We start from the raw sequence: 24,625 nt of genomic DNA, 5'->3' as shown, positions 1-24,625 counted from the left end.
GCGGCTTTCGCCGCCCTATTACGCTTTACGCTTCTAAGGAGCGAGCAATCTCTATGGTTTCGAAGACCTCTATCTGATCGCCAACTCTGACGTCATTATAGTTCTTCACACCGATACCACATTCCATGCCGTTACGTACGTCTGCCACATCATCTTTGAAACGACGCAGTGATTCTAGCTCACCTTCGTAGATAACGATGTTTTCACGTAGTACGCGGATAGGTGCGCTCTTCTTGATGGTACCTTCAGTCACCATACAACCAGCGATTGCGCCAATCTTAGGAGACTTAAATACATCACGAACTTCAGCAAGACCGATAATCACTTGCTTGAACTCAGGAGCTAATAGGCCGCTCATCGCGTCTCTAACTTCATCGATCAAGTTGTAGATGACACTGTAGTAACGAAGATCGACGCTTTCGCTGTCGATAACCTTCCGCGCTTGTGCATCAGCACGAATGTTGAAACCGATCATGATTGCGTTAGAAGCCGATGCCAATGTCGCATCAGTTTCAGTCAAACCACCGACACCACGTGCGATGATATTAACCTTAACTTCATCGGTAGACAGCTTGTTAAGCGAGTCAGCGATAGCCTCGAGAGAACCTTGTACATCGGCCTTAAGCACGATGTTAAGTTCTTCTACTACGCCTTCGGTCATGTTAGCGAACATGTTCTCAAGCTTAGCCTTCTGCTGACGTGCGAGCTTAACGTCGCGGAACTTACCTTGACGATACAGGGCAACTTCACGAGCCTTACGCTCATCACGTACGACAGTCGCTTCATCACCGGCAGCAGGAACACCCGAGAGACCAAGGATTTCAACAGGGAACGAGGGACCCGCTTCCTTGATAGGCTGGCCATTTTCATCGCGCATGGCACGGATTTTACCGTACTCTAGACCACAAAGAACGATATCACCTTGCTTAAGTGTACCTTCCTGTACTAGGACGGTAGCAACTGGGCCGCGGCCTTTATCTAGCTTAGATTCGATGACGACACCAGCAGCCATACCTTCTTTGATCGCTTTCAGTTCGAGAACTTCAGCTTCAAGAAGAATGCCTTCTAGCAGTTCATCGATGCCTTGACCTGTCTTAGCCGAGACGCTAACAAACATGTTGTTCCCGCCCCAGTCTTCAGACATGATGCCGTGCTGAGAAAGTTCACTCTTAACACGCTCTGCATCAGCATCAGGCTTATCCATCTTGTTGACTGCAACAATCAGAGGCACTTTACCGGCCTTTGCATGTTGAATCGCTTCGATAGTCTGTGGCATAACACCATCATCGGCTGCAACAACCAAGATAACGATATCGGTCGCCTTAGCACCACGAGCACGCATAGACGTAAACGCCGCGTGACCAGGAGTATCTAAGAAGGTGATCATGCCATTGGCTGTTTCAACATGGTATGCACCAATATGCTGAGTAATACCACCGGCTTCGCCTGAGGCAACTTTTGCCTTACGAATATAATCCAGCAAGGATGTCTTACCATGGTCGACGTGACCCATGATAGTCACTACCGGCGCACGAGTTACGGCTTCGATGTTACCATCACGATCCGCAAGTACCTGGTGCTCTAGCTCATTTTCGCGAGTCAATGTGACCTTGTGACCCATCTCTTCAGCTACAAGCTGAGCGGTTTCCTGATCAAGCACCTGGTTGATCGTTACCATGGAGCCCATCTTCATCATGGTCTTGATGATTTCGGTCGCCTTTACTGCCATTTTCTGAGCGAGCTCAGACACTGACACAGTTTCACCGATGCTGACATCAGCTTTAACCAAGGCAACTGGCTTAGTGAACGCGTGGTCCATAGACTCAGGCGCTACGCTACGAGTATTACGCGCGTTACGGCCGCCTCGTGAGTTACGTGAATTACGGTTGTCTCTACCACCGCGACGCTTACCTTTACCTGTAGTAGCAGGAACAGGAGTCGGTGCCTTACGAGGGCGACGGTCACGCTTCTCAGCATTTGCATCGGCGGTATCTTCCGCGGCGCGAGCTTCTGTTGACGTGGTGATATGGTGATCGCCAGTCTTCTCAGCTTCTTTACGCTGCTTCTCTTCTTCTGCCCAACGCGTCGAGTTCTCTTCAGCTAGCTTACGCGCAGCTTCGGCTGCCGCGTTTGCTTCTTCGTCAGCCTTAGATTTTGATACTTTATCTTGAGCTGCTTGCAGCTTATCAGCCTCAGCTTTTGCGGCTTTTTCTTCTGCCGTTAGCGCTACTGGCTTGGCTTTTTCAGCCGCTGCCGCTTGCGCTTTTTGTTTCGCTTCTTCGGCCACTTTTAATTTCTCTTGGACTAGTACATCGGCTGCAGATTTCGCATCTGCATCGGATTTAGCCTTAGCTTCTGTTTCTGCAGCTGCTTTTATCTCTTGCTCAGCGGTAGCCGCAGCTTCAGCTGCCGGATCGCGCTTCACAAAGGTACGTTTCTTACGTACTTCAACTTTGACATCTTTAGTGTCACGGCCAGAGCCTACACTTAAAGTTGAAACTGATTTACGCTGCAGCGTCATTTTAGTTGGAGTGGCATCGCCACCATGTTGCTTCTTTAAAAAGTCCAGCAACTGCTGCTTCTCAGACTCAGAAACTGTATCTGATTTATTTTTTTTAATACCGGCATCAGAAAGCTGCTCGACTAATCTGTCTGCAGTTTTTCCTATTTCGCCGGCCAGTTTTTCTACTGTTGTATCTACCATGTGTTCAATCCCCTCTGTTGAGCGAGTTATTCTTCGTCGCCAAACCAACAGATATTGCGGGCTGCCATGATGAGCTCACCAGCCTTTTCTTCTGTCAATTCTTCAATATCGATCAAGTCATCAATGCCTTGCTCGGCTAAATGTTCAAGTGTTATCACACCTTTACTTGCAAAAACGAAAGCCAGATGTTTTTCCAGCCCTTCAAGTGCAAGCAGGTCTTCACTTGGTTCTACACCGTCTAGTGCTTCTTCTGTTGCCAATGCTCGAGTCGAGATTGCCGCTTTAGCACGTTCTCTCAATGCTTCGACGGTATCTTCATCAAAACCATCTATCTCCATCAGTTCGGCAGCGGGAACATAAGCCACCTCTTCCAATGAAGTAAAGCCTTCATCTGCGAGTACCTGAGCAAATTCTTCATCAACTTCTAAAGATGCAACAAACAGGCTAACGACTTTTGCACTTTCAGCCTGATGTTTTGTCTGTAGATCTTCTACAGTCATTACATTCAACTCCCAACCGGAGAGTTGCGTGGCTAAACGGACGTTCTGACCATTACGACCAATCGCCTGAGCCAAGTTGTCGGCCTCTACTGCGATATCCATAGAATGGGTATCTTCGTCGACGACGATAGAAGCCACCTCGGCAGGAGCCATGGCATTGATCACGAACTGAGCCGGATTATCATCCCAAAGCACGATATCGACTCGCTCGCCATTGAGCTCGTTAGATACGGCTTGAACTCGAGCACCACGCATGCCAACACAGGCACCGATAGGATCGATTCGACGGTCATTCGACTTAACTGCAATCTTAGCGCGAGACCCTGGATCGCGAGCCGCGCCCATGATTTCAATCATCTCATCGGCAATTTCCGGTACTTCTACGCGGAAAAGTTCGATAAGCATTTCTGCCTTAGTGCGAGACATAAACAGCTGTGCACCACGGGCTTCAGGGCGAACCGAGAAGAGTAAGGCACGAATTCTATCTCCGGGACGGAAGTTCTCACGTGAAATGAGGTCTTCCTTGAACAGAACAGCATCGGCATTACCACCAAGATCGACAACCACACTCTCACGGTTGCTCTTCTTGACGATACCTGTGATTAACTCACCTTCACGGTCCTGGAACTGCTCAACGACTTGAGCTCGCTCGGCTTCACGTACCTTCTGCACGATAACCTGCTTGGCTGTCTGTGTCGTAATACGGTCGAACGTAACCGACTCCATATCATCTTCGACATAATCACCAAGTTGTATTTCAGGATCTTCATACTGAGCCGCTTCTAGTGTTATTTCACCATAAGGGTTCTCTAGTGGTTCACCTGTATCTTCTACAACTTGCCAGCGACGGAACGTTTCATAAGCACCGGTCTTACGATCGATTTCGACGCGAACTTCGATCTCACCGACGTGCTTCTTTTTTGTAGCTGTGGCTAAAGCAATTTCCAGCGCTTCGAAAATCTTCTCGCGAGGAACACCTTTCTCATTTGAAACCGCCTCAGCGACTAGCAGAATCTCTTTATTCATCCTCTTGCCTCGTTGATTTTTGAATCCATCAAAACTTAGCGATTAGGTTGCCTCTACGGATATTATCCAAGGCAATAATCAGTTCGTTACCATCTACAGAAAGCGTGAGCGTCTGCCCCTCGACCCCAATAACGGTACCTTTTAAATTACGACTACCCGCAACAGGCATAGTCAGTTGAATTTTTACAGTCTCACCGATGTAGCTCCCATACTGCTCAGAACTGAACAGGGGCCGGTCTACACCGGGAGAAGAAACTTCTAATGTGAATTCGGTTGAAATGGGATCCTCAACATCGAGCACAGCACTTATCTGGCGACTGGTTTCGGCGCAATCTTCGATAAAAATACCTTTATCATTATCGATATATACTCTCAGTATTGAATGCTTGCCCGCTTGGATATATTCCAAGCCCCAAAGCCTATGCCCCAATGCTTCAACTGGAGATGTAAGCATCTCTTCCAGTTTTTTTTCTATAGTAGCCAAGGTTACCCCCCGAAAAACAAAAAAGGGCTAAATAGCCCAGGTATAACACTGCAAAAGCAGCATTTTATAAGTTACAGATAACAAAAAACCCCGTAATAACGAGGTCGTTGAATTTAAAACCTGTAACCAATATTAGGCTATTATGCCTTATATTGGGAAGCTGGTTGCGGGGACCGGATTTGAACCGATGACCTTCGGGTTATGAGCCCGACGAGCTACCAAACTGCTCCACCCCGCGTCAACTGCTGCAAGTATATTGAGTTATCTCATAACTTGCAATAACAAAGCGAATAACCTCTCACTTTATTACTTTCGACTTCAAAATTGAAATCAAAAGTTGGTGCGGATGGGGGGACTTGAACCCCCACGAGCTTGCGCTCACCAGCCCCTCAAGCTGGCGTGTCTACCAATTCCACCACATCCGCATGTGACTGACCTATATTTTATATCCTAGTTAGGATAACGAATCTCAAGCTGGCGTGTCTAATTATTATCAAGACACCACCACATCCGCATGTGACTAACCTATATTTTATATCCTAGTTAGGATAACGAATCTCAAGCTGGCGTGTCTAGTATCAACAACCACCACATCCGCATGTGACTGACCATTTTTACATCTTGGTTTAGATGTTTATCACAAACTGGCGTGTCTAATTATTATCAAGACACCACCACATCTTAATCAGGGATCTTATCTTCTGACTGTACGTCTTCACTAATCTGCTCAACAACTTGTGCTGCGCCGTTAGATAGGTCACTCCAAGCGCCTTCTGATTTAGTATGATTGGCACTTAAATTACCAATAATCAGACTAAGAGCGAAGAAGCCAATCGCCAATACGGCGGTAGAACGAGTTAAAAAATTACCCGCACCAGATGACCCAAATAGAGTAGCCGAAGCACCAGCGCCGAAAGAGGCTCCCATGTCAGCACCTTTACCTTGCTGAATCAAAATCAGTCCAACTAGACCAATCGCAACCAACAAGTAAACAACCATTAGAACTTCATACATATTATGCGCTCATCGCTATGGAACATAAACTTAAAAACTCGGTTGAATTTAAGCTCACGCCGCCAATCAATCCACCGTCTACATCAGGTTGAGCAAAAAGATCTGCTGCATTACTCGGTGTTACGCTACCACCGTACAAAATCCTGATATTTTCTCCAATAAATGGAGACACTTCAGACAGACGCTTGCGTATAAACGCATGTACTTCTTGCGCCTGTTCTGGCGTAGCACTCTTACCCGTCCCTACTGCCCATAAAGGCTCGTAAGCGATAATTGCATTATCAAAAGCCATGGTGCCATTTTTCTTAATGACTATGTCAAGCTCTTCGGCGATAACTTCAAACGTTCTTCTCGCCTCTCTAGCTGGACCAGACTCACCGACACATAATATCGGCGTTAAACCATGCTTCTGAGCCGCAGCAAACTTCTCTGCCACTATATCACTTGTCTCTCCGTACATACGGCGACGCTCGGAATGGCCGATAATCACATATCGACATCCTGAATCTTTCAACATCTGCCCAGACACTTCACCAGTATAAGCACCGAAGTCATGTTGACTCAGGTTTTGTGCGCCCATCCTGACTAAACAACCGTTTAAGGCTTCTTTGTTCATGTCTAGCTGTTGTCGTACGCTTTCGAGATAAATACTCGGTGGACACAAGACCACTTCCGCTGAATCATCTTGAAGCTTGGTAGCGAACTTTTTGAACAGCTCTTGTGCAAGTTGAGCACTGCCATTCATTTTCCAGTTACCAGCAACCATCGGACGTCTTAATGCCATTTCCATCTCCTCTGAAAGCGGCGTAGATAATAGCGAACCACTTGTTAACTTACAATAGCTAAATCGCTAATTTTTTAGATTAATGGTATAAGCGTTGCTTTTTAAGCCACCCCAAGCTATTTATTAATCGTTCTGAGTATAATTCACCCTATGCAGTCGTGGGGCAACATAGATGCCCCACACTATTTATAAAAATCTACACTAAATTTCTGACTTTATCGGCAATATAATTGGCATGCATAAGCACATCGGCTTCGATATCTCCCTCAACCATGACTCGAATTAAGGGTTCAGTACCGGATTTGCGTAATAAAACTCGGCCTCGCGCCCCCAATTTAGTCTCGACTTCTAATTTAGCGTCGAGCACTTCCTTGGACTCTAATGGATTATGCTCGCCTTCAAAGCGCACATTCACCAATACCTGAGGCAACATCTTGATATTTTCGGTCAAGTCTTCGAGGCTGGCATTGCGTCTTCTCATCGCGGCAAGCACCTGTATTCCAGCGACTATGCCATCCCCCGTCGTACCATGATCTAAGTTCAAAATGTGGCCTGAATTCTCGCCACCTATGCGCCAGTCATGCTCTTTCAATAGCTGCATCACGTAACGGTCGCCCACTTTAGAGCGCAAGAAGGGAATATCCAGCTCGGCCAAAGCCAGTTCGAGTCCTAGATTAGACATGAGTGTACCAACGACACCGCCGTGAAGCACACCCCTCGATTTAGCATCGCATGCCAAGATATAGAGTATCTCATCACCGTCGATCACGCGGCCATGACGATCGACCATCATGATGCGGTCACCGTCACCATCTAAGGCAATGCCGAGATCGGCGCCTGCCGATACCACAGTTTCACAGATTTTAGCCATAGACGTAGCGCCAACTTCATGGTTAATGTTTAAACCATCTGGGCTAACACCAATCGCTATCACCTCGGCACCTAATTCACGAAACACATTTGGCGCAATATGGTAAGTCGCACCATGGGCACAATCGACCACGATTTTTAAACCATGAAGCGTCTGATCTGCGGGGAAATGCCCCTTGCAATATTCGATATAACGACCGGGAGCATCATCGATGCGGGAGACTTTACCTAACAGGTGCGACTCGACGCAGACCAAAGGTTTTTCCAGTTCACGTTCAATATCCAGCTCTATCTCATCAGCGAGTTTACTGCCGTCGGCGGAGAAAAACTTGATGCCATTGTCGTAATAGGGGTTATGGGACGCACTGATAACCACCCCGGCTTCGGCTCTGAAGGTCCGAGTTAAATAAGCCACTGCAGGAGTCGGCATGGGCCCCATCAACATCACACTTAATCCTGCCGCGGATAGACCCGCTTCCATCGCAGATTCGAACAGATAGCCTGAAATACGCGTATCTTTACCTATGATGACTTTATTCGTCCCGTTTCTCGACAGCACGCGACCGGCGGCCCAACCTAATTTCAACGCTAGCTCAGGTGTCATCTTGCCTGCACCAACCTTGCCGCGTATACCATCTGTTCCAAAAAATTTCTTCACGTTACAACCCCGTTTGCCATCCCTTACTAGGGATAAAATGGTCCTAATTTACAATCTATTTGTCGACTCAAGCCAAATATTGGCTAAAGAAGAGTCGTCTTAACCGGTTTGACTAAAGCTGGCTAGAGTCAAACCAAGTGTCGGTAATCATTACTGGCTTGAAACACGTTTAGACAATCTAACGTTTCAACCACATCATGTACCCTTAAAATATTGGCACCTCTTTGCGCCGCTATCAAGCCGCCAGCCAAGCTGCCAGGTAAGCGTTCTTTAGGCTCACGCTTGAGCAAATCACCCAACATAGATTTTCTCGATAAGCCGATAAGTAGCGGTAATTCCAACACCTTAAACTCATCTAATCTGTTAAGTAACTCATAATTATTGGATAAAGTTTTACCGAATCCAAATCCTGGATCCAATAATATGTGCTGACGTTTAATGCCGGCCTCAATACAGGCGTCGATTCTACGTTCAAAAAAATCGATGACATCAGCAACAATATCACGGTAATCCGGTGCATCTTGCATGGTATCCGGTTGTCCCTGCATATGCATAAGACAAACAGGTACATCGAGTAGCGCTGCGCGCTCCAAGGCACCGGGAGCCTGTAGGGCTCGAACATCATTAATCAGATGCGCCCCGGCTTTAACGGCTCGTTCCATGACCTCGGGCTTACTGGTATCGATGGATATCCACACATCGTGACGCTTAGCGATATATTCAACTAAGGGCAACACCCGGCTTAGCTCTTCATCTAAAACCACCTCAGCCGCACCTGGACGCGTCGATTCACCGCCTATGTCGATGATTGCAGCCCCCTGGGACACCATAGCATCGACATGCTGGCAGGCTATCTCGAAGCAGGAGAACTCACCACCATCGGAAAATGAATCTGGGGTGACATTTAAAATGCCCATCACCAAGGTTTTATCTAAGGCTAGTGTACGGTTACCACTTTCGATTCGAAACACATCAACTCCATTGAAGCTAATAATACCAAAGGATATTAGTTGTTTTTTATTACTCGAGTAAACACAGTTGTAAACACAGAAAACAAGAAAACCCCATAACGGGGTTTTCTTTACTCAATATTGATAGTTATTTAGCTGTAGATTCGTCGGCATCCTTGATATCCGGCGTTACTTCAGAATCGGATTTTGCTTCACTCTCGGTGGAGCTTACCTCTTCTGCCTTAGCTGAATCTCCATCCTTATCGTCCTTGCTAGAACCATTATCATCCATGTCCCAATCGACTGGTGCACGGACTTCACGACGCTGCATCAAGTCTTCGATCATATTGGAATCTATGGTTTCATATTTCATCAAGGCATCTTTCATCGCATGAAGAATATCCATATTATCATTTAGATATACCCTAGCACGATCGAAGTTGTTATCGATGAGCAGCCTAACTTCGGCATCGATCAGGCTCGCTGTTTCATCGGACATATGCTGAGTCTTACCCATGCTACGTCCTAAGAAAACTTCATTTTCATCTTCGGCGTACAAGACAGGTCCTAGCTTCTCGGAGAAGCCCCACTGAGTCACCATGTTACGGGCAATCGAAGTGGCGTACTTGATGTCTTGAGACGCACCGGTAGAAATCCTTTCACGACCATAGATGATCTCTTCTGCGAGACGTCCACCGTATGCCACAGAGATCTGACTCTCCAGCTTACGTCTAGTCTGGCTGATAGAGTCGGCTTCAGGCAGGAAGAAGGTCACACCTAAGGCGCGGCCACGAGGTATGATGGTCACCTTATGCACAGGATCATGCTCAGGCACTAAACAACCAACAATAGCATGACCGGCTTCATGGTACGCCGTCATTGCCTTCTCTTCTTCCGACATCACCATGGAGCGACGTTCCGCACCCATCATGATCTTATCTTTAGCACTCTCAAATTCTTCCATGCTAACGATACGGCGACTGCCGCGAGCGGCAAACAAGGCCGCCTCGTTAACCAGGTTGGCGAGATCTGCACCGGAGAAACCAGGCGTACCACGAGCGATAACACTCGCCTTAACGTCATCGGCCAGAGGCACTTTGCGCATATGCACCTTAAGTATCTGCTCACGACCACGTACATCGGGAAGACCCACAACGACCTGACGGTCGAAACGCCCCGGACGCAGCAATGCAGAATCGAGTACATCGGGTCTGTTCGTCGCCGCGATGACGATGACACCTTCGTTACCTTCGAAACCATCCATCTCGACCAGCAACTGGTTCAATGTTTGCTCACGCTCATCATGCCCCCCACCGACACCAGCACCACGTTGACGGCCGACGGCATCGATCTCATCGATGAAGATGATACAAGGTGCCGACTTCTTCGCTTGTTCGAACATGTCACGCACACGAGAAGCACCGACACCGACAAACATCTCGACGAAATCAGAACCTGAGATGGTGAAGAAAGGCACCTTTGCCTCACCGGCAATAGCCTTGGCCAGCAAGGTTTTACCCGTACCCGGAGGACCTACGAGCAGTATACCAGTGGGAATACGCCCACCTAGCTTCTGAAATCTGGTCGGTTCTTTGAGGTAATCGACCAGTTCCTTAACGTCCTCTTTCGCTTCGTCACAACCTGCGACGTCACCAAAAGTGGTCTTGATCTGATCTTCACTCATCAGCTTAGCCTTGCTCTTACCGAACGACATGGCACCTTTGCCACCACCGCCCTGCATCTGACGCATGAAGAAAATCCATACCCCAATAAGCAATAGCATAGGGAACCAGGAGATAAAGATCTGGGTAAGGAACCCGGACTCTTCGGCTTCTTGCCCCTTCATACTCACGCCTTTACGATCGAGATCGTTTATCAGATCTTGATCATACATGGGCATGATTGTCGTGAATTTTTCTCCGGTACGTTTAGTCCCTTCGATAGTACGTTGATCGCTCTTTATTTCGACGGTGTTTATCTGACCACTACGAACATCATCTAAAAAAGCAGAATAATCCATCTTCGACGCAGTGGTAGAAGAGGGGGAGTAGCCCTGAAATACAGACATCAACACAACAGCGATGACTACCCAGAGAATTAAATTTTTTGCCATATCACTCAAAATTACTAGACCTCATACAGTCTTGCGATAACAGACGTTAGGGTACTACAACTTGTACCCTGTCGCCACAAGATAGACTTCTCGCGAACGTGCTCGCGAAGAATCTGGCTTACGTGTTTTAACCATTTTAAATGCGGCTCTCACCGACTTCATGTACTCTTCAAAGCCCTCCCCCTGAAAGACTTTGACTGCGAAACAGCCATTTGGAGCCATCACCTGATGGCACATATCTAAGGCTAATTCCACCAGATACATGGCACGCGGCTGATCGACACCACCGGTACCACTCATGTTCGGTGCCATGTCAGACAAGACCACATCCACTTTCCCATCTCCGACTCGGCTAAGCAAGGCATCGAGTACCTTTTCTTGCCGAAAATCCCCCTGAAGAAAGTCTACACCAACTATGGGATCCATTGGTAAAATATCGCAAGCAATAACCTTACCTCTGTCTCCAGCAAGTTTAACGGCGACTTGAGACCAACCACCAGGGGCTGCCCCTAAATCCACCACAGTCATACCAGGGCGAATCAACTTATCTTTCTCCTGGATCTCCTCTAATTTAAACGCGGCGCGCGAGCGCAATCCCCGTTTTTGAGCTAATTTGACATAATGATCATCAAAATGTTCCTGCAACCAACGGGAGGAACTCGCTGTTCGTTTTTTACCTGACATTCAACATCCGCAACAAATGAGAGTTACATAAACTGTATATAAGGGTAGAATAGCGGTTTTTCAATAGTAACTCAGCATAAAGTTGGTATAAATGAACTTAACAACCAAACAAAAACAACACTTGAAAGGCTTAGCGCATGATTTGAAGCCTGTGGTGATGCTTGGTTCCAATGGTCTGACTGAAGGTGTACTGGCGGAAATTGATAATGCACTCACTCACCATGAGCTGATCAAGGTGAAAGTCGCCTCGGGTGACAGAGAGTTAAAAAAAGCAATTGTCGACGCCATCGTTCGTGAGACTCAAGCCGTACAAGTACAGCTTATCGGTCACGTGCTTGTACTTTTCCGTCAGTCTGAAGAGATGAAAATCGCCGTTCCTAAGGCAAAGTAAGCACCTTCTATCGACAAACGGAGCCAAATTAATCTTTGGCTCCGTTTTTTTATGTCTGGGTTATAAGTTTATAAGTGCTAGCGCAACGTATTGTTGTGCATGTTTTTTATTCCAAGATCAAAAAAACCGCTCGAGGCGGTTTTTTTTTATACAGCGATAATTCACTCCGCAGGCTGCCAACATCAGCGATAAATGGGATAGCGAACTGCTCAGCCTAGATATACTCTACGGCGATTATCTCATATTCTGTGACACCACCGGGTGTCTGAATATTGACCTCATCATCTTTGCTCTTACCCACCAGACCGCGGGCAATGGGTGAAGTCACTGAGATCAAATTATCTTTAACATTTGCCTCGTCCTCACCCACAATGCGATAAGTTGATTCTTCTTCGGTCTCAAGATTCAATATGGTCACTGTCGTACCGAAAATAACGCGGCCAGTATTTTCCATCTTAGTCACGTCGATGATCTGTACATTCGACAATTTACCTTCAATATCACGAATGCGCGCCTCACAAATGCCCTGCTCTTCGCGCGCGGCATGATACTCGGCGTTCTCTTTAAGATCGCCCAACTCTCTGGCAGAACCGATCGCCTGAGTGATACTGGGACGCTGGTCAAACTTCAGATAATCTAACTCTTTGCGTAGCTGCTCGGCGCCAACAACCGTCATAGGAACCTTATTCATAATCCTCTTTCGTCTCCTTAAAACAAAAGCAGTCTCTATCGGCACATAATGAGCCAATAAAGTAAAGTATTTCGGGATGAAGCTCATTCTATACGTTCATCCCCTCAGATGCATCCCACTTTTTAACAAAATTATTTGTCTCAGCCAAGTTATCGGGTCCGCTAAAGTTTATAACAAACAAAACAAACTTTTAGATTTAGACGCAAGCCATTAAAAATAAAGAGGTTATTTTACAACTCCAGTTCTCAACAGAGAACAATATCATAGAAGACAAATGCGTCCAGATACTGGTTAGTCTTTAGAATTTATTAACTAGATCACAAATATAAAAAATAGAACATTTGATTTTAAACAATAAAAAGGCCGCGGATGCGGCCTTTTCTTATTGAGTATCGAGTCTTACTTGATGCGTTTATGCCACTCTTGAATCGAAGTCACAGTGCTTATGTCATCGACGGCATGGGCCATACATGTCGCAAATGCGGCATTCAGAGTCGTGGTGTAATCGACCTTGTATCGCAATGCACCACGTCTAAGTTGACGCGAATCTTCGATGGCCTGACGGCCTTCGGTGGTGTTTATGATATAGGTATACTCGCCATTCTTGATACGATCGAGAATGTGCGGACGCCCCTCATGTACCTTGTTAACTAGGCGCGGATTGATCCCCGCCTCGCCTAGGACAATTGCAGTACCGTGAGTCGCATCGATTTCATAACCAAGTTCAATCAACTTAGCAGCCAGATCGGCGACCCTTTTCTTATCGCTGTCACGCACCGATAACAAGGCTCGTCCAGACTTAGGCACTGAAGCCGTGGCACCCAGTTGCGCCTTAGCATACGCCTCGGCGAAAGTATCACCTATACCCATCACCTCGCCGGTTGAGCGCATCTCAGGGCCAAGCATAGGATCGACACCCGGGAACTTATTAAAGGGTAAAACGACTTCTTTCACCGAGAAGAAAGGTGGGATCACTTCCTCGGTAATATTTTGTGACTTCAGGCTTTGCCCCACCATCACACGAGCCGCTATCTTAGCTAAAGGTACGCCAGTCGCCTTAGAAACAAATGGTACAGTACGTGCGGCGCGAGGGTTAACTTCGATCATATAGATCTCATCATCCTTCACGGCAAACTGCACATTCATCAAGCCTATGACGCCAAGCTCCATGGCCAGCTTACCCACCTGCTCACGCATGCGGTTCTGCACATCTTCACTTAGGCTATAAGGAGGCAATGAACAACCTGAGTCACCCGAGTGTACGCCAGCTTGCTCGATATGCTCCATGATAGAGCCAATAACGACAGTCTCGCCATCACAGATGGCATCGATATCGATTTCGATGGCATTATCTAAGAAACGATCAAGCAATACAGGAGAGGAGTTTGACACGCTCACGGCTTCGTTGAAGTAGCGACGCAAATCTTGCTCATCGTAGACTATCTCCATCGCACGACCACCGAGTACATAAGATGGACGAACCACTAAGGGATAACCGATACGCTCGGCCGAGATAATCGCACTTTCGACGGTAGTGACTGTTTCGTTTTCAGGCTGCTTCATCTGCAGACGCTGTATCGCCTTCTGGAAACGCTCTCTGTCTTCGGCGCGGTCGATTGCATCCGGACTTGTACCTATTATGGGTACGCCGGCAGCTTCGAGTTCACGGGCTAACTTAAGTGGTGTTTGTCCGCCATATTGCACGATAACGCCCTTAGGCTTCTCGATACGAACGATCTCGAGCACATCTTCCAGAGTGACAGATTCAAAATAGAGTCTATCGGATGTGTCGTAATCGGTGGATACTGTCTCAGGGTTACAGTTGACCATGATGGTCTCATAACCGTCTTCACGCAATGCCATTGCCGCATGCACACAACAGTAATCAAACTCGATTCCCTGGCCAATTCTGTTTGGTCCGCCACCTAAGATCATGATCTTGTCACGATTAGAAGGATTCGCCTCACACTCTTCCTCATAGGTAGAGTACATATAGGCGGTATCGGTTGAGAATTCGGCGGCGCAAGTATCGACGCGCTTATACACAGGATGAATCTCATACTTGTGGCGTAACTTGCGCAGCTCTGACTCACTGACACCGAGCAGATCCGACAAACGTAAATCAGAGAAACCTTTACGCTTAAGTTGGCGTAAGAAGACCTGATTGAGCCCCGACATGCCAGCGTCTTTAACCTGAGTTTCAAAATTAAGTAGATCTTGTATCTGTACCAAAAACCAAGGATCGACATTTGTCAGACCGAAGATTTCATCGAGAGAGAGCCCGGCACGGAAGGCATCGGCAATATACCAAATTCTGTCTGCCCCTGGCTCTTTAAGCTCGTGGCGAATTCTTTTCATCGCATCGGCATCTTCGATATCGATAATGGGATCTAGACCATTCTTACCGACTTCGAGTCCACGCAATGCTTTTTGCAGTGATTCCTGGAACGTACGTCCGATGGACATCACTTCACCAACCGACTTCATCTGTGTGGTTAGACGGTCATTGGCACCGGCAAACTTCTCGAAGTTGAAGCGCGGCATCTTGGTGACCACATAATCGATGGCAGGCTCGAATGAAGCAGGGGTAGTACCGCCTGTGATATCATTCTTAAGCTCATCGAGAGTGTAACCCACCGCCAGCTTGGCGGCGATTTTAGCAATTGGGAATCCCGTCGCCTTAGACGCTAATGCCGAAGAGCGTGATACTCTTGGGTTCATCTCGATGATAACCATGCGGCCATCCTTCGGGTTGATACCAAACTGTACGTTAGACCCTCCCGTCTCCACACCGATCTCACGCAGAACAGCGATAGAAGCATTACGCATCAACTGATATTCTTTATCCGTCAGTGTCTGAGCTGGAGCCACGGTGATCGAGTCGCCGGTATGCACGCCCATGGCATCGAAGTTCTCGATAGAGCAGACTATGATGCAGTTATCATTCTTGTCACGCACCACTTCCATCTCGTACTCTTTCCAACCGATAAGTGACTCATCGATTAGCAGCTCACTAGTTGGCGACAGGTCCAGTCCTTGAGTACAGATCTCTTCGAACTCTTCCCTGTTATAAGCGATACCGCCGCCGCTGCCACCCATGGTGAAAGACGGGCGAATAATACACGGGAAACCCAAGGTTTCCTGCACCGCGAATGCCTCTGCCATCGTATGGGCAAAACCCGCACGTGGACACTCGAGGCCAATGGCTTTCATCGCCTTATCGAAACGGCCACGGTCTTCGGCCTTGTCTATGGCGTCGGCTGTCGCGCCAATCATCTCGACATTAAACTCTTTCAGCACGCCCTTGCTTTCCAGCTCCAGCGCACAGTTAAGCGCCGTCTGGCCGCCCATGGTAGGCAGAATCGCATCGGGACGCTCTTTGGCAATAATATTACGCACAACTTCCCAATGAATTGGCTCGATATACGTCGCATCGGCCATCTCAGGATCTGTCATGATAGTGGCTGGGTTAGAGTTAACCAGAATAACTCGATAACCTTCTTCACGTAGGGCTTTACATGCCTGGGCACCGGAGTAATCAAACTCACATGCCTGACCGATAACAATCGGGCCTGCACCCAGGATAAGAATACTTTTTATATCTGTACGTTTTGGCATTGCTTAAACCTTCTCCTGACTACTTGGCGTTTTGACGATATGACTCGATAAGTTCAATAAAGTGATTGAACAAGGGCGCTGCATCATGTGGACCCGGACTCGCTTCAGGGTGTCCCTGGAAGCTAAATGCAGGCTTGTCTGTCAAATGTATACCTTGCAATGAACCATCAAACAATGACTTATGCGTCACCTTGATGTTGGCGGGTAGGCTAGTTTCATCGGCAGCAAAACCGTGGTTTTGACTGGTGATCATCACATTACCTTGCTCAAGATCACTCACCGGGTGGTTAGCACCATGATGACCAAACTTCATTTTAAGGGTTTTAGCACCGCAGGCTAACGCCAACAGCTGATGACCGAGGCAAATACCGAACACAGGGATCTCTGTCTTGAGAATTTCCTGAATCGCCTTGATAGCATAGTCACATGGCTCAGGGTCACCTGGGCCATTCGATAGGAATATCCCATCAGGTTTCATCGCCAGCACTGCAGATGCTGGTGTCTGGGCCGGAACCACAGTGACATCACAACCACGATCTACCAGCATGCGTAAGATATTACGCTTCACACCGTAGTCGTAAGCGACGACCTTGTATTTAAGCTCTGATTCAGGCTTATCTTCGGGTAAACCACCGACTAAACGCCAGCTACCGCTACGCCACTGATAGGCTTTTTCTGTGGTGACTTCTTTGGCTAAATCCATGCCTTTTAAACCAGGGAACGCTTTCGCTGCGGCTAACGCCTTAGCGATGTCATCCTCACCGACTAAGATACAGCCTGCTTGAGCACCTTTCTCTCGTAAAATACGAGTCAATTTTCGAGTATCAATATCTGCAATACCAACAATATTGTTAGCTTTTAGATATTCACTCAGGCATTGCTGATTTCGAAAGTTACTGGCGAGAAGAGGAAGATCTCTGATGATCAGACCACAAGCGTGGACTGCATCGGATTCTGTATCTTCATCATTGGTTCCAGTGTTACCAATATGAGGATAGGTTAGAGTTACGATCTGGCGAGAATAAGAGGGATCTGTCAGGATCTCCTGGTATCCTGTCATTGAAGTGTTAAAAACCACTTCACCAACAGCATGTCCATCGGCACCAATTGCAGTGCCAGAGAATACAGTTCCATCTTCGAGTACGAGTAAGGCAGACTTTGTCAACGCGACCTCCATAATGAGCCAAGCCACTAAAATATAATGTTTTTTATTGCTTTAATAATACCAACATTTACATAAATAAAAAAATTTGGCAAATTCGGACAACTATATACGTGTTTATTTAGCTTGTCTATAAATTAAAATTAAAATCATGAGAAAATATTTGTAACAACTCCTTCTACATCATGACCTATGAGGGTCAGTGACATTCCCCATATCCCTATGGGTCAAGAAGGAAACACCCAGAAATGTACGCAACATTTCTGGCCTTGTATAAACCCCCTCCTACACCATGACCTACAAGGATGTAGGAAATGCCAACAAATGTACGGAACATTTCAGGTACCTTGGCGTCCGCGGATAAATACTTCCATGTATAAATCCCCTCCTACACCATGACCTACAAGGATGTAGGAAATGCCAAGAAATGTACGGAACATTTCAGGTACCTTGGCGTCCGCGGATAAATACTTCCGTGTATAAAAAAACCGCCTAATTGGCGGTTTTAAAAAATAGTAATTATTTGAGACCCAATACCTGCTGCATATCGTAGAGACCAGCATCTTGATTCACTAACCAGACCGATGCTCTCATGGCACCATTAGCGAAAGTCATACGACTCGATGCCTTATGGGTGATCTCCAACCGCTCACCGATATCGGCAAACATGACGGTATGCTCGCCCACAAGATCCCCTGCACGTATGGTAGAGAAGCCTATCGTTTCGCGATCCCGCTCTCCGGTCATCCCTTCACGGCCATAAACGGCACATTGCTTCAGATCACGACCCAAGGTTTTGGCTATCACTTCGCCCATCTTGAGTGCCGTGCCAGAAGGCGCATCTTTCTTATACCTGTGATGACCCTCGATGATCTCTATATCGGTGTAATCACCCATGACTTCTGCCGCTAGCTCGAGCAGTTTCCACATCAGGTTAACCCCAACGGCCATATTAGGCGCCATCACAACTGGCGTCTTTTCAGCATAAGTCGAGATCAACTCTTTTTGGGCATCGGTGAAGCCTGTCGTGCCGATAACGATGGCCTTACCATTTCTGGCACACCATTTTGCATGCATGACACTCGCTTCTGGAGAGGTGAAATCAATCAAGACATCGAAATCGTCGACGGCTTTATCGAGCGAATCTGTGATAGGTACGTTCATCGACCCCACACCAGCAAGCTCGCCGGCATCAACGCCTATAAGAGTCGAGCTGGCTCTTTCAATCGCAGCACCTAGATAGATAGCAGACTGAATTCGTGCAGCTTCAATAAGAGTACGTCCCATACGACCACTGCCGCCAGTAATAGCCACTCTTACTTGTTCTGTCATCGTAATATTCCTCAAATCTATCTAGCTAAATTATATAATGGGCAGCTCAGCTCTTACAGTCATAAAAGAGGAACTGTTAATTCTTATTCTAAAAAAATGCCTAAGCGTTAGCTTAGGCATTTAATGATATTGAATTAAAGAATGTCGAGTAATTCGACTTCAAATACCAATGCGGAGTATGGCGGGATAGAAGCTCCTGCACCACGCTCGCCGTATGCCAAATGATGAGGAACATACAGTCTCCACTTTGCACCCACTGGCATAAGTTGTAGCGCCTCGGTCCAACCAGCAATCACACCCGATACTGGGAACTCGGCAGGTTGGTCACGAACAACTGAGCTATCGAACACATCACCATTGATGAAAGTACCGTGATAATGAGTACGAACCGTGGCGTCAAGGCTTGGCTTGTCGCCCTCGCCTTCATTCAGAATCTCATATTGAAGACCTGATTCAAGAGTCACTATGCCATCACGCTTAGCATTCTCACCTAGGAAAGTTTCGCCTTCGGCAGATGCCGCTTCAGCAGCCGCTTCTTGAACTTTCTGAATGCGCTGACTGATCTCAGTAAATGCAATTTGAAGTTCTTCCGTAGCAACTTGGCTCTCTATACCATCAAAAGCATCAGATAGACCTAGCTGAACGGCTGAGATGTCGATACCTTCGAATGAATTAGCAGCCAATTGCTCGCCAAGTTGACGACCTACGCCATAACTTGCTTGCGCTTCGATACTAGTGAACTTGTCAGACATAATGATTTTACTCTCAATGATTCAATTAATTTTCGCGCGCTAGTTTACCATATTTAAAAAAAGTGTTCTTTGATAAGCTCAAATTTATTTCGCAATCTGACAGAGATTCTTTACTTTATCTTTGTTCGCCAGATACAGAGGCATGACTTGCGCCTGCATCTGGTTTAGATCATCAATTCTGTGACTGTGGGATGGATGGGTAGACAGCAGTTCGGGTCCTTGCCCCCCTCCAGCTTGCGCCATGTTCTGCCAAAGCAACATACTCTGTCTCGGATCGAATCCCGCTAGTGCCATTAACTCCACTCCCATGATGTCGGCCTCACTCTCCTGCTCACGACCATAAGGTAAAATAAAGCCGACCTGAGTACCTAAACCAAGCGCCGCCATATACAGGTCTTTATTACTGACACCAGTCACCCCCATGGCCGCATCAGCCATTTGCATGCCAATCCCGGTCATCTGTGCGCGTGATACCTGCTCATTACTGTGATTAGCCAACACATGAGCCACCTCATGCCCGATAACGGTCGCCAGTTGGTCCGCATTTTCGGCGACACTTAGCAAGCCAGTATAGACACCGATATGCCCACCAGGTAGAGCAAACGCGTTGACTTGATCGGACTCGAACACGACTACATCCCATTTTAGTGACTTATCGGATAAGACCCGAGTCACACGATCGGCGACGCAGTTCACATAGGTCACCAACTTGCTATCTTTACTCAGCCTCTCCTGCTGTTTCATCTGCTCAAAAGATTGGTCTCCCATCTGATTAATTTCCTGAGATGAAAACAGCAAGGTCTGACTGCGGCCCGTAGGAGATTGATGGGTGGCACAGCCAGATAAGATCATGGCGGATAGGAGTAATGCAGGTATGGATTTCATCAGTGAGGAGTCCTTTATTAAAGAAAAGGTCTAGTCCCTAGGAACTAGACCTAGAGCCTATCAAATTTCAGCAACATTATTAGCACAAATAAGTCACTTTATTATTACCCTCGTGTTCATTTGAATCAGGCAGGCAGAAGGAGGTAGGGAATGCCAAGAAATGCAGGCAGTATTTCGGGTGCCCTGACGCCCGGGGATAAGCACATCTGACCTCCAAGGATGGAGGAAATGCCGAAAAATGTCTGGAACATTTTTGGCCATGTGCAAAAAAGCCCCGCTTGCTTTAGCAATGCGGGGCTTTATCAACTCATTAAATTTCAGCGATAGCGCTTTGAAATTAAATTAGGTATTTAAGTCCTGAAAGAACTTCTTCACGCCATCGAAGAAACCTTCGGCTTTCGGGCTATGCTTCTTGGAAGCATCCGCGAGTGTTCCATCAAATTCGCGTAACAAGTCTTTCTGATGTTCGTTAAGTTTGACTGGCGTTTCCATGACAACCTTACACAGCAAGTCACCCACAGCATGACTGCGTACTGACTTAACGCCCTTACCACGCAAGCGGAACATACGGCCAGTTTGCGTCTCTGCCGGTATCTTAAGATTCACCTTACCATCGAGTGTCGGCACTTCAATCTCACCACCGAGTGTGGCCTTACCGAATGAAATGGGCACTTCACAGTAGAGGTTATTGCCATCACGCACGAAGATTGAGTGTTCACGAACGCTCACCTGCACGTAAAGGTCTCCCGGAGGAGCACCATACTCACCCGCTTCACCTTCGCCAGACAAACGAATACGATCGCCATTGTCGACACCGGCTGGTATTTTAACGGATAAAGTCTTGCTCTTCTCGACTCGACCTTCACCATGACACTTGTTACAAGGATCTTTAATGATCTTGCCGCGGCCATGACAAGTAGGACAGGCTTGCTGCACCGCGAAGAACCCTTGGCGCATCTGCACCTGGCCTTGACCATGACAGGTACCACAAGTTGTAGGCGCAGTACCCTTCTTAGCACCGTTGCCATCACAGCTATCACAGGTAGTCAACTTTGGAATGCGTAGCTCTTTAGTCAGCCCCTTAACCGCTTCTTCTAAAGACAGCTCCAAGTTGTAACGCAGATCACTACCACGAGCAGCCTGACGTTGGCCACCACGGCGGCCACCACCGAAGATATCACCAAACACATCACCAAAAACATCACCAAAATCGGCATTGCCACCGGAACCACCACCGCCACGATTAGGATCGACACCCGCATGACCGAATTGATCATAGGCCGCCTTCTTATCGCTATCGGTAAGGATTTCGTACGCTTCCTTTATCTCTTTGAAATTGGCTTCTGCATTTTTATCGTCTGGGTTGCGATCCGGGTGAAACTTCATGGCTAAACGCTTATAAGCCTTTTTAATTTCACGTTCACTGGATTCACGACTGACACTTAATACTTCGTAATAATCTCGCTTCGACATATTCTCACGCTTTCTTTGCTGATGTGGTAGCTGTTTTAGCCGCTAATCTTGTAGCTCAAATCACAACTACGGGCATTAGAGTTTCCCCTAACGCCCGTATTCAATAATTCAGGGGTTAGCCTTTATTACTTCTTGTCTTCTTTAACTTCTTCAAACTCTGCATCAACAACATCTTCATCAGGCTTAGCCGCTTGTGCTTCACCTTCTGGAGCCTGTTGTCCCTGCTCCGCTTGGGCTTTCGCCTGCGCAATTTCCATCAACTTAGACGATGCTTCCATCAGCTCTTGAGTAGACTTCTCGATAGCTTCTTTGTCCTTACCATTGACCGCAGTTTCGACGGCAGCCATGGCAGTTTCAATTTTCTCTTTCTCGTCGCTTGGCAGTGCTTCACCCGCTTCTTCGATCTGCTTCTTGGTAGCGTGAACCATGCCATCGGCCTGGTTACGAGCCGTTACCAACTCTTCAAACTTAGCATCTTCATCGGCATGGGCTTCGGCATCACGTACCATAGCTTCTACTTCTTCCTCACTCAGACCAGAAGAGGCTTTAATGGTAATTTTCTGCTCTTTACCTGTCTTCTTATCGGTAGCCGATACATGCAAGATACCATCGGCATCGATGTCGAATGCAACTTCAATCTGTGGAGCACCACGAGGCGCGGCCTCGATGCCTTCTAAGTTAAATTGACCCAGAGACTTGTTACCACTCGATTGCTTACGCTCACCCTGGAGTACGTGAATAGTCACTGCACTCTGGTTATCGTCGGCAGTAGAGAAAGTTTGCTGCGCCTTAGTCGGGATAGTGGTGTTCTTCTCGATAAGCTTAGTCATCACGCTACCCATGGTCTCAATACCCAGAGACAGAGGTGTAACGTCGAGTAGCAGTACATCTTTAACTTCACCAGACAGTACGCCAGCCTGAACCGCTGCACCAATGGCAACCGCTTCGTCCGGATTAACGTCTTGACGAATATCTTTACCGAAGAACTCTGAAACCTCGGCGCGAACCTTAGGCATACGAGTCTGGCCACCAACTAGAATCACTTCGTTGATATCTGACACACTAAGATCAGCATCTGCGAGAGCAACTTTTAATGGCTCTAAGGTACGCGTGATAAGGTCATCAACTAGAGACTCAAGCTTAGCACGAGTAATTTTTACCACTAGGTGCTTTGGACCTGTCGCATCGGCAGTGATATAAGGCAGGTTTACTTCTGTGTGTGATGCACTTGAAAGTTCAATCTTAGCTTTCTCTGCCGCTTCTTTAAGACGCTGCATCGCCAATGGATCGTTACGTAGATCCAGACCTTGCTCTTTCTTGAACTCATCGGCAAGATACTTGATCAAACGGTTATCGAAATCTTCACCACCTAAGTGAGTGTCACCGTTGGTCGCTAGTACTTCGAAAGTTTGTTCGCCATCGACACTATCAATTTCTATGATAGAGATATCGAAGGTACCGCCACCTAAATCATATACGGCGACGATATTATCGCCTTGCTTCTTATCGATGCCGTAAGCCAGTGCAGCAGCAGTTGGCTCGTTGATAATACGCTTAACTTCAAGACCGGCGATACGGCCAGCATCTTTAGTCGCTTGACGCTGTGAATCGTTGAAGTATGCAGGCACGGTAATTACCGCCTCTGTAACTTCTTCACCTAAGAAGTCTTCGGCAGTCTTCTTCATTTTCTTCAAGGTTTCGGCAGAAACCTGAGGAGGAGCCATCTTCTTACCGTGAGCTTCAACCCATGCATCACCATTATCTGCTGCTATGATATTGAACGGCATAATGTCAACATCACGCTGAACTTCGTCATCTTTAAAACGACGACCGATAAGACGCTTGATGGCGTAAAAAGTATTAGTCGGGTTTGTCACAGCCTGGCGCTTTGCAGGTTGACCAACCAAAATCTCATCGCCAGTGTAGGCGATAATAGAAGGCGTAGTACGATCGCCTTCGGCATTCTCGAGTACACGTGGTGTGCCGCCGTCTAATACAGCTACGCAAGAGTTTGTTGTGCCTAAATCAATACCAATAATTCTACCCATGGGGTGCTCCTGAAATCTTTTCTTAAGTAATGCTAAATTTGTTATCTGATGGAGATATGGGGTTAGTAAAAACTATTTCAAGCCTGAGATGAAGTTAGTAAGAAATAGTTCTTAAGAATTTGGTCTCAGCGAATGGCTTGCTATATTAAGTTTCACTTTGGCGCTAACCGGCCCCATAATCTTGCCTTAACCTCTATATTGGGCCGTTTACATTGAATACAAGTGTAAATAGATAAAAATTGCCCCCTTGGACATTTTTTTGTTTACCGACTCAAACTCAGCCCCAAAAATACCGTATAATGAATGCAATCTAAGAGTGCGTTCTCTTCGGCTTAACTAAACAGTCGGGAAATCGTGTTGTTGTCTCTGCTGTAGTTAAGAGTAAAATCATTGAAACAATCAAATCAGGCCTATCTGTATGGCATTGGTGCCATCTGCCTTTGGTCAACGGTCGCCACCGCTTTTAAGTTGGCACTCGCCCATTTC

18 protein-coding genes, 2 tRNA genes and 1 pseudogene are annotated in these 24,625 nt (G+C 47.0%); 2 read left to right on the top strand and 19 right to left on the bottom strand.

Annotated features, from left to right (window positions below):
- Positions 1-25: 25 nt before the first annotated feature.
- From infB to rlmE, 11 genes are all read right to left on the bottom strand, one after another.
- Positions 26-2,704: a translation initiation factor IF-2 gene (gene infB / locus HRU42_RS05840; protein ID WP_295029474.1), complete on the bottom strand. Its 2,679-nt coding sequence runs from the start codon at positions 2,702-2,704 to the stop codon at positions 26-28.
- Between the two features lie 26 nt (positions 2,705-2,730).
- Positions 2,731-4,230: a transcription termination factor NusA gene (nusA, locus tag HRU42_RS05835; protein ID WP_295029472.1), complete on the bottom strand. Its 1,500-nt coding sequence runs from the start codon at positions 4,228-4,230 to the stop codon at positions 2,731-2,733.
- A 28-nt stretch (positions 4,231-4,258) separates the two neighbouring features.
- Entirely contained in the window at positions 4,259-4,714 is a 456-nt protein-coding gene (gene rimP, locus HRU42_RS05830) for a ribosome maturation factor RimP (protein ID WP_295029470.1), read from the bottom strand.
- 161 nt (positions 4,715-4,875) lie between these two features.
- A tRNA-Met gene (locus tag HRU42_RS05825) sits at positions 4,876-4,952 on the bottom strand.
- Positions 4,953-5,052: 100 nt separating this feature from the next.
- Positions 5,053-5,139, bottom strand: a tRNA-Leu gene (locus HRU42_RS05820).
- A 256-nt stretch (positions 5,140-5,395) separates the two neighbouring features.
- Complete coding sequence (secG, locus tag HRU42_RS05815) at positions 5,396-5,728, bottom strand: preprotein translocase subunit SecG (protein ID WP_295029468.1); 333 nt, start codon at positions 5,726-5,728, stop codon at positions 5,396-5,398.
- 1 nt (position 5,729) lies between these two features.
- Positions 5,730-6,512 (bottom strand): triose-phosphate isomerase, encoded by a 783-nt coding sequence (gene tpiA, locus HRU42_RS05810; protein ID WP_144045377.1) that lies wholly within the window; start codon positions 6,510-6,512, stop codon positions 5,730-5,732.
- A 196-nt stretch (positions 6,513-6,708) separates the two neighbouring features.
- A complete protein-coding gene (glmM, locus tag HRU42_RS05805; protein WP_295029466.1) occupies positions 6,709-8,040 on the bottom strand; it encodes a phosphoglucosamine mutase in 1,332 nt (443 codons plus the stop codon).
- Positions 8,041-8,168: 128 nt separating this feature from the next.
- A complete protein-coding gene (gene folP, locus HRU42_RS05800) occupies positions 8,169-9,011 on the bottom strand; it encodes a dihydropteroate synthase (RefSeq protein WP_295029464.1) in 843 nt (280 codons plus the stop codon).
- 127 nt (positions 9,012-9,138) lie between these two features.
- Positions 9,139-11,112, bottom strand: coding sequence for an ATP-dependent zinc metalloprotease FtsH (gene ftsH, locus HRU42_RS05795; RefSeq protein WP_295029463.1), 1,974 nt, complete (start codon positions 11,110-11,112; stop codon positions 9,139-9,141).
- A 45-nt stretch (positions 11,113-11,157) separates the two neighbouring features.
- Complete coding sequence (gene rlmE / locus HRU42_RS05790) at positions 11,158-11,787, bottom strand: 23S rRNA (uridine(2552)-2'-O)-methyltransferase RlmE (protein ID WP_295029461.1); 630 nt, start codon at positions 11,785-11,787, stop codon at positions 11,158-11,160.
- 91 nt (positions 11,788-11,878) lie between these two features.
- Here rlmE and yhbY point away from each other — a divergent pair, with 91 nt between their 5' ends.
- Positions 11,879-12,178: a ribosome assembly RNA-binding protein YhbY gene (gene yhbY, locus HRU42_RS05785; RefSeq protein ID WP_295029460.1), complete on the top strand. Its 300-nt coding sequence runs from the start codon at positions 11,879-11,881 to the stop codon at positions 12,176-12,178.
- Between the two features lie 214 nt (positions 12,179-12,392).
- On the opposite strand, the gene greA is transcribed toward yhbY, so the two are convergent.
- The 8 genes from greA to dnaK all read right to left on the bottom strand — a co-directional run bounded on the left by greA (position 12,393) and on the right by dnaK (position 24,139).
- A complete protein-coding gene (gene greA, locus HRU42_RS05780; RefSeq protein ID WP_295029459.1) occupies positions 12,393-12,869 on the bottom strand; it encodes a transcription elongation factor GreA in 477 nt (158 codons plus the stop codon).
- Between the two features lie 399 nt (positions 12,870-13,268).
- Positions 13,269-16,487: a carbamoyl-phosphate synthase large subunit gene (gene carB, locus HRU42_RS05775; protein ID WP_295029458.1), complete on the bottom strand. Its 3,219-nt coding sequence runs from the start codon at positions 16,485-16,487 to the stop codon at positions 13,269-13,271.
- Between the two features lie 19 nt (positions 16,488-16,506).
- Positions 16,507-17,664, bottom strand: coding sequence for a glutamine-hydrolyzing carbamoyl-phosphate synthase small subunit (gene carA, locus HRU42_RS05770; RefSeq protein ID WP_295029456.1), 1,158 nt, complete (start codon positions 17,662-17,664; stop codon positions 16,507-16,509).
- A 504-nt stretch (positions 17,665-18,168) separates the two neighbouring features.
- A complete protein-coding gene (gene dapB, locus HRU42_RS05765) occupies positions 18,169-18,981 on the bottom strand; it encodes a 4-hydroxy-tetrahydrodipicolinate reductase (RefSeq protein ID WP_295029455.1) in 813 nt (270 codons plus the stop codon).
- 134 nt (positions 18,982-19,115) lie between these two features.
- Entirely contained in the window at positions 19,116-19,733 is a 618-nt protein-coding gene (locus HRU42_RS05760; protein ID WP_295029454.1) for an FKBP-type peptidyl-prolyl cis-trans isomerase, read from the bottom strand.
- A gap of 84 nt (positions 19,734-19,817) precedes the next feature.
- Entirely contained in the window at positions 19,818-20,618 is an 801-nt protein-coding gene (locus HRU42_RS05755) for a M48 family metallopeptidase (RefSeq protein WP_295029453.1), read from the bottom strand.
- A 342-nt stretch (positions 20,619-20,960) separates the two neighbouring features.
- Positions 20,961-22,091, bottom strand: coding sequence for a molecular chaperone DnaJ (dnaJ, locus tag HRU42_RS05750; RefSeq protein WP_295029452.1), 1,131 nt, complete (start codon positions 22,089-22,091; stop codon positions 20,961-20,963).
- A gap of 125 nt (positions 22,092-22,216) precedes the next feature.
- Positions 22,217-24,139, bottom strand: a complete 1,923-nt coding sequence (dnaK, locus tag HRU42_RS05745) for a molecular chaperone DnaK (RefSeq protein ID WP_295029450.1) — start codon at positions 24,137-24,139, stop codon at positions 22,217-22,219.
- Positions 24,140-24,529: 390 nt separating this feature from the next.
- Here dnaK and HRU42_RS05740 point away from each other — a divergent pair.
- Positions 24,530-24,625, top strand: a pseudogene (locus HRU42_RS05740) (EamA/RhaT family transporter); the annotation flags it as partial.

Origin of the sequence: Shewanella sp. (assembly GCF_013214165.1) — a bacterium.
Classification (GTDB): domain Bacteria; phylum Pseudomonadota; class Gammaproteobacteria; order Enterobacterales; family Shewanellaceae; genus Shewanella.
Note: the sequence above shows the minus strand (reverse complement) of the source record. Positions and strands in the feature narration are given on the sequence as shown.

Excerpts from the sequence above, each read along its gene's own strand:
- dnaJ (WP_295029452.1), bottom strand. The coding sequence starts at position 22,091 with ATGTCGAAGCGAGATTATTACGAAGTATTAAGTGTCAGTCGTGAATCC.
- secG (WP_295029468.1), bottom strand. The coding sequence starts at position 5,728 with ATGTATGAAGTTCTAATGGTTGTTTACTTGTTGGTTGCGATTGGTCTA.
- carB (WP_295029458.1), bottom strand. The coding sequence starts at position 16,487 with ATGCCAAAACGTACAGATATAAAAAGTATTCTTATCCTGGGTGCAGGC.
- carA (WP_295029456.1), bottom strand. The coding sequence starts at position 17,664 with ATGGAGGTCGCGTTGACAAAGTCTGCCTTACTCGTACTCGAAGATGGA.
- dnaK (WP_295029450.1), bottom strand. The coding sequence starts at position 24,139 with ATGGGTAGAATTATTGGTATTGATTTAGGCACAACAAACTCTTGCGTA.
- greA (WP_295029459.1), bottom strand. The coding sequence starts at position 12,869 with ATGAATAAGGTTCCTATGACGGTTGTTGGCGCCGAGCAGCTACGCAAA.
- yhbY (WP_295029460.1), top strand. The coding sequence starts at position 11,879 with ATGAACTTAACAACCAAACAAAAACAACACTTGAAAGGCTTAGCGCAT.
- HRU42_RS05755 (WP_295029453.1), bottom strand. The coding sequence starts at position 20,618 with ATGAAATCCATACCTGCATTACTCCTATCCGCCATGATCTTATCTGGC.
- dapB (WP_295029455.1), bottom strand. The coding sequence starts at position 18,981 with ATGACAGAACAAGTAAGAGTGGCTATTACTGGCGGCAGTGGTCGTATG.
- HRU42_RS05760 (WP_295029454.1), bottom strand. The coding sequence starts at position 19,733 with ATGTCTGACAAGTTCACTAGTATCGAAGCGCAAGCAAGTTATGGCGTA.
- rlmE (WP_295029461.1), bottom strand. The coding sequence starts at position 11,787 with ATGTCAGGTAAAAAACGAACAGCGAGTTCCTCCCGTTGGTTGCAGGAA.
- infB (WP_295029474.1), bottom strand. The coding sequence starts at position 2,704 with ATGGTAGATACAACAGTAGAAAAACTGGCCGGCGAAATAGGAAAAACT.
- nusA (WP_295029472.1), bottom strand. The coding sequence starts at position 4,230 with ATGAATAAAGAGATTCTGCTAGTCGCTGAGGCGGTTTCAAATGAGAAA.
- tpiA (WP_144045377.1), bottom strand. The coding sequence starts at position 6,512 with ATGGCATTAAGACGTCCGATGGTTGCTGGTAACTGGAAAATGAATGGC.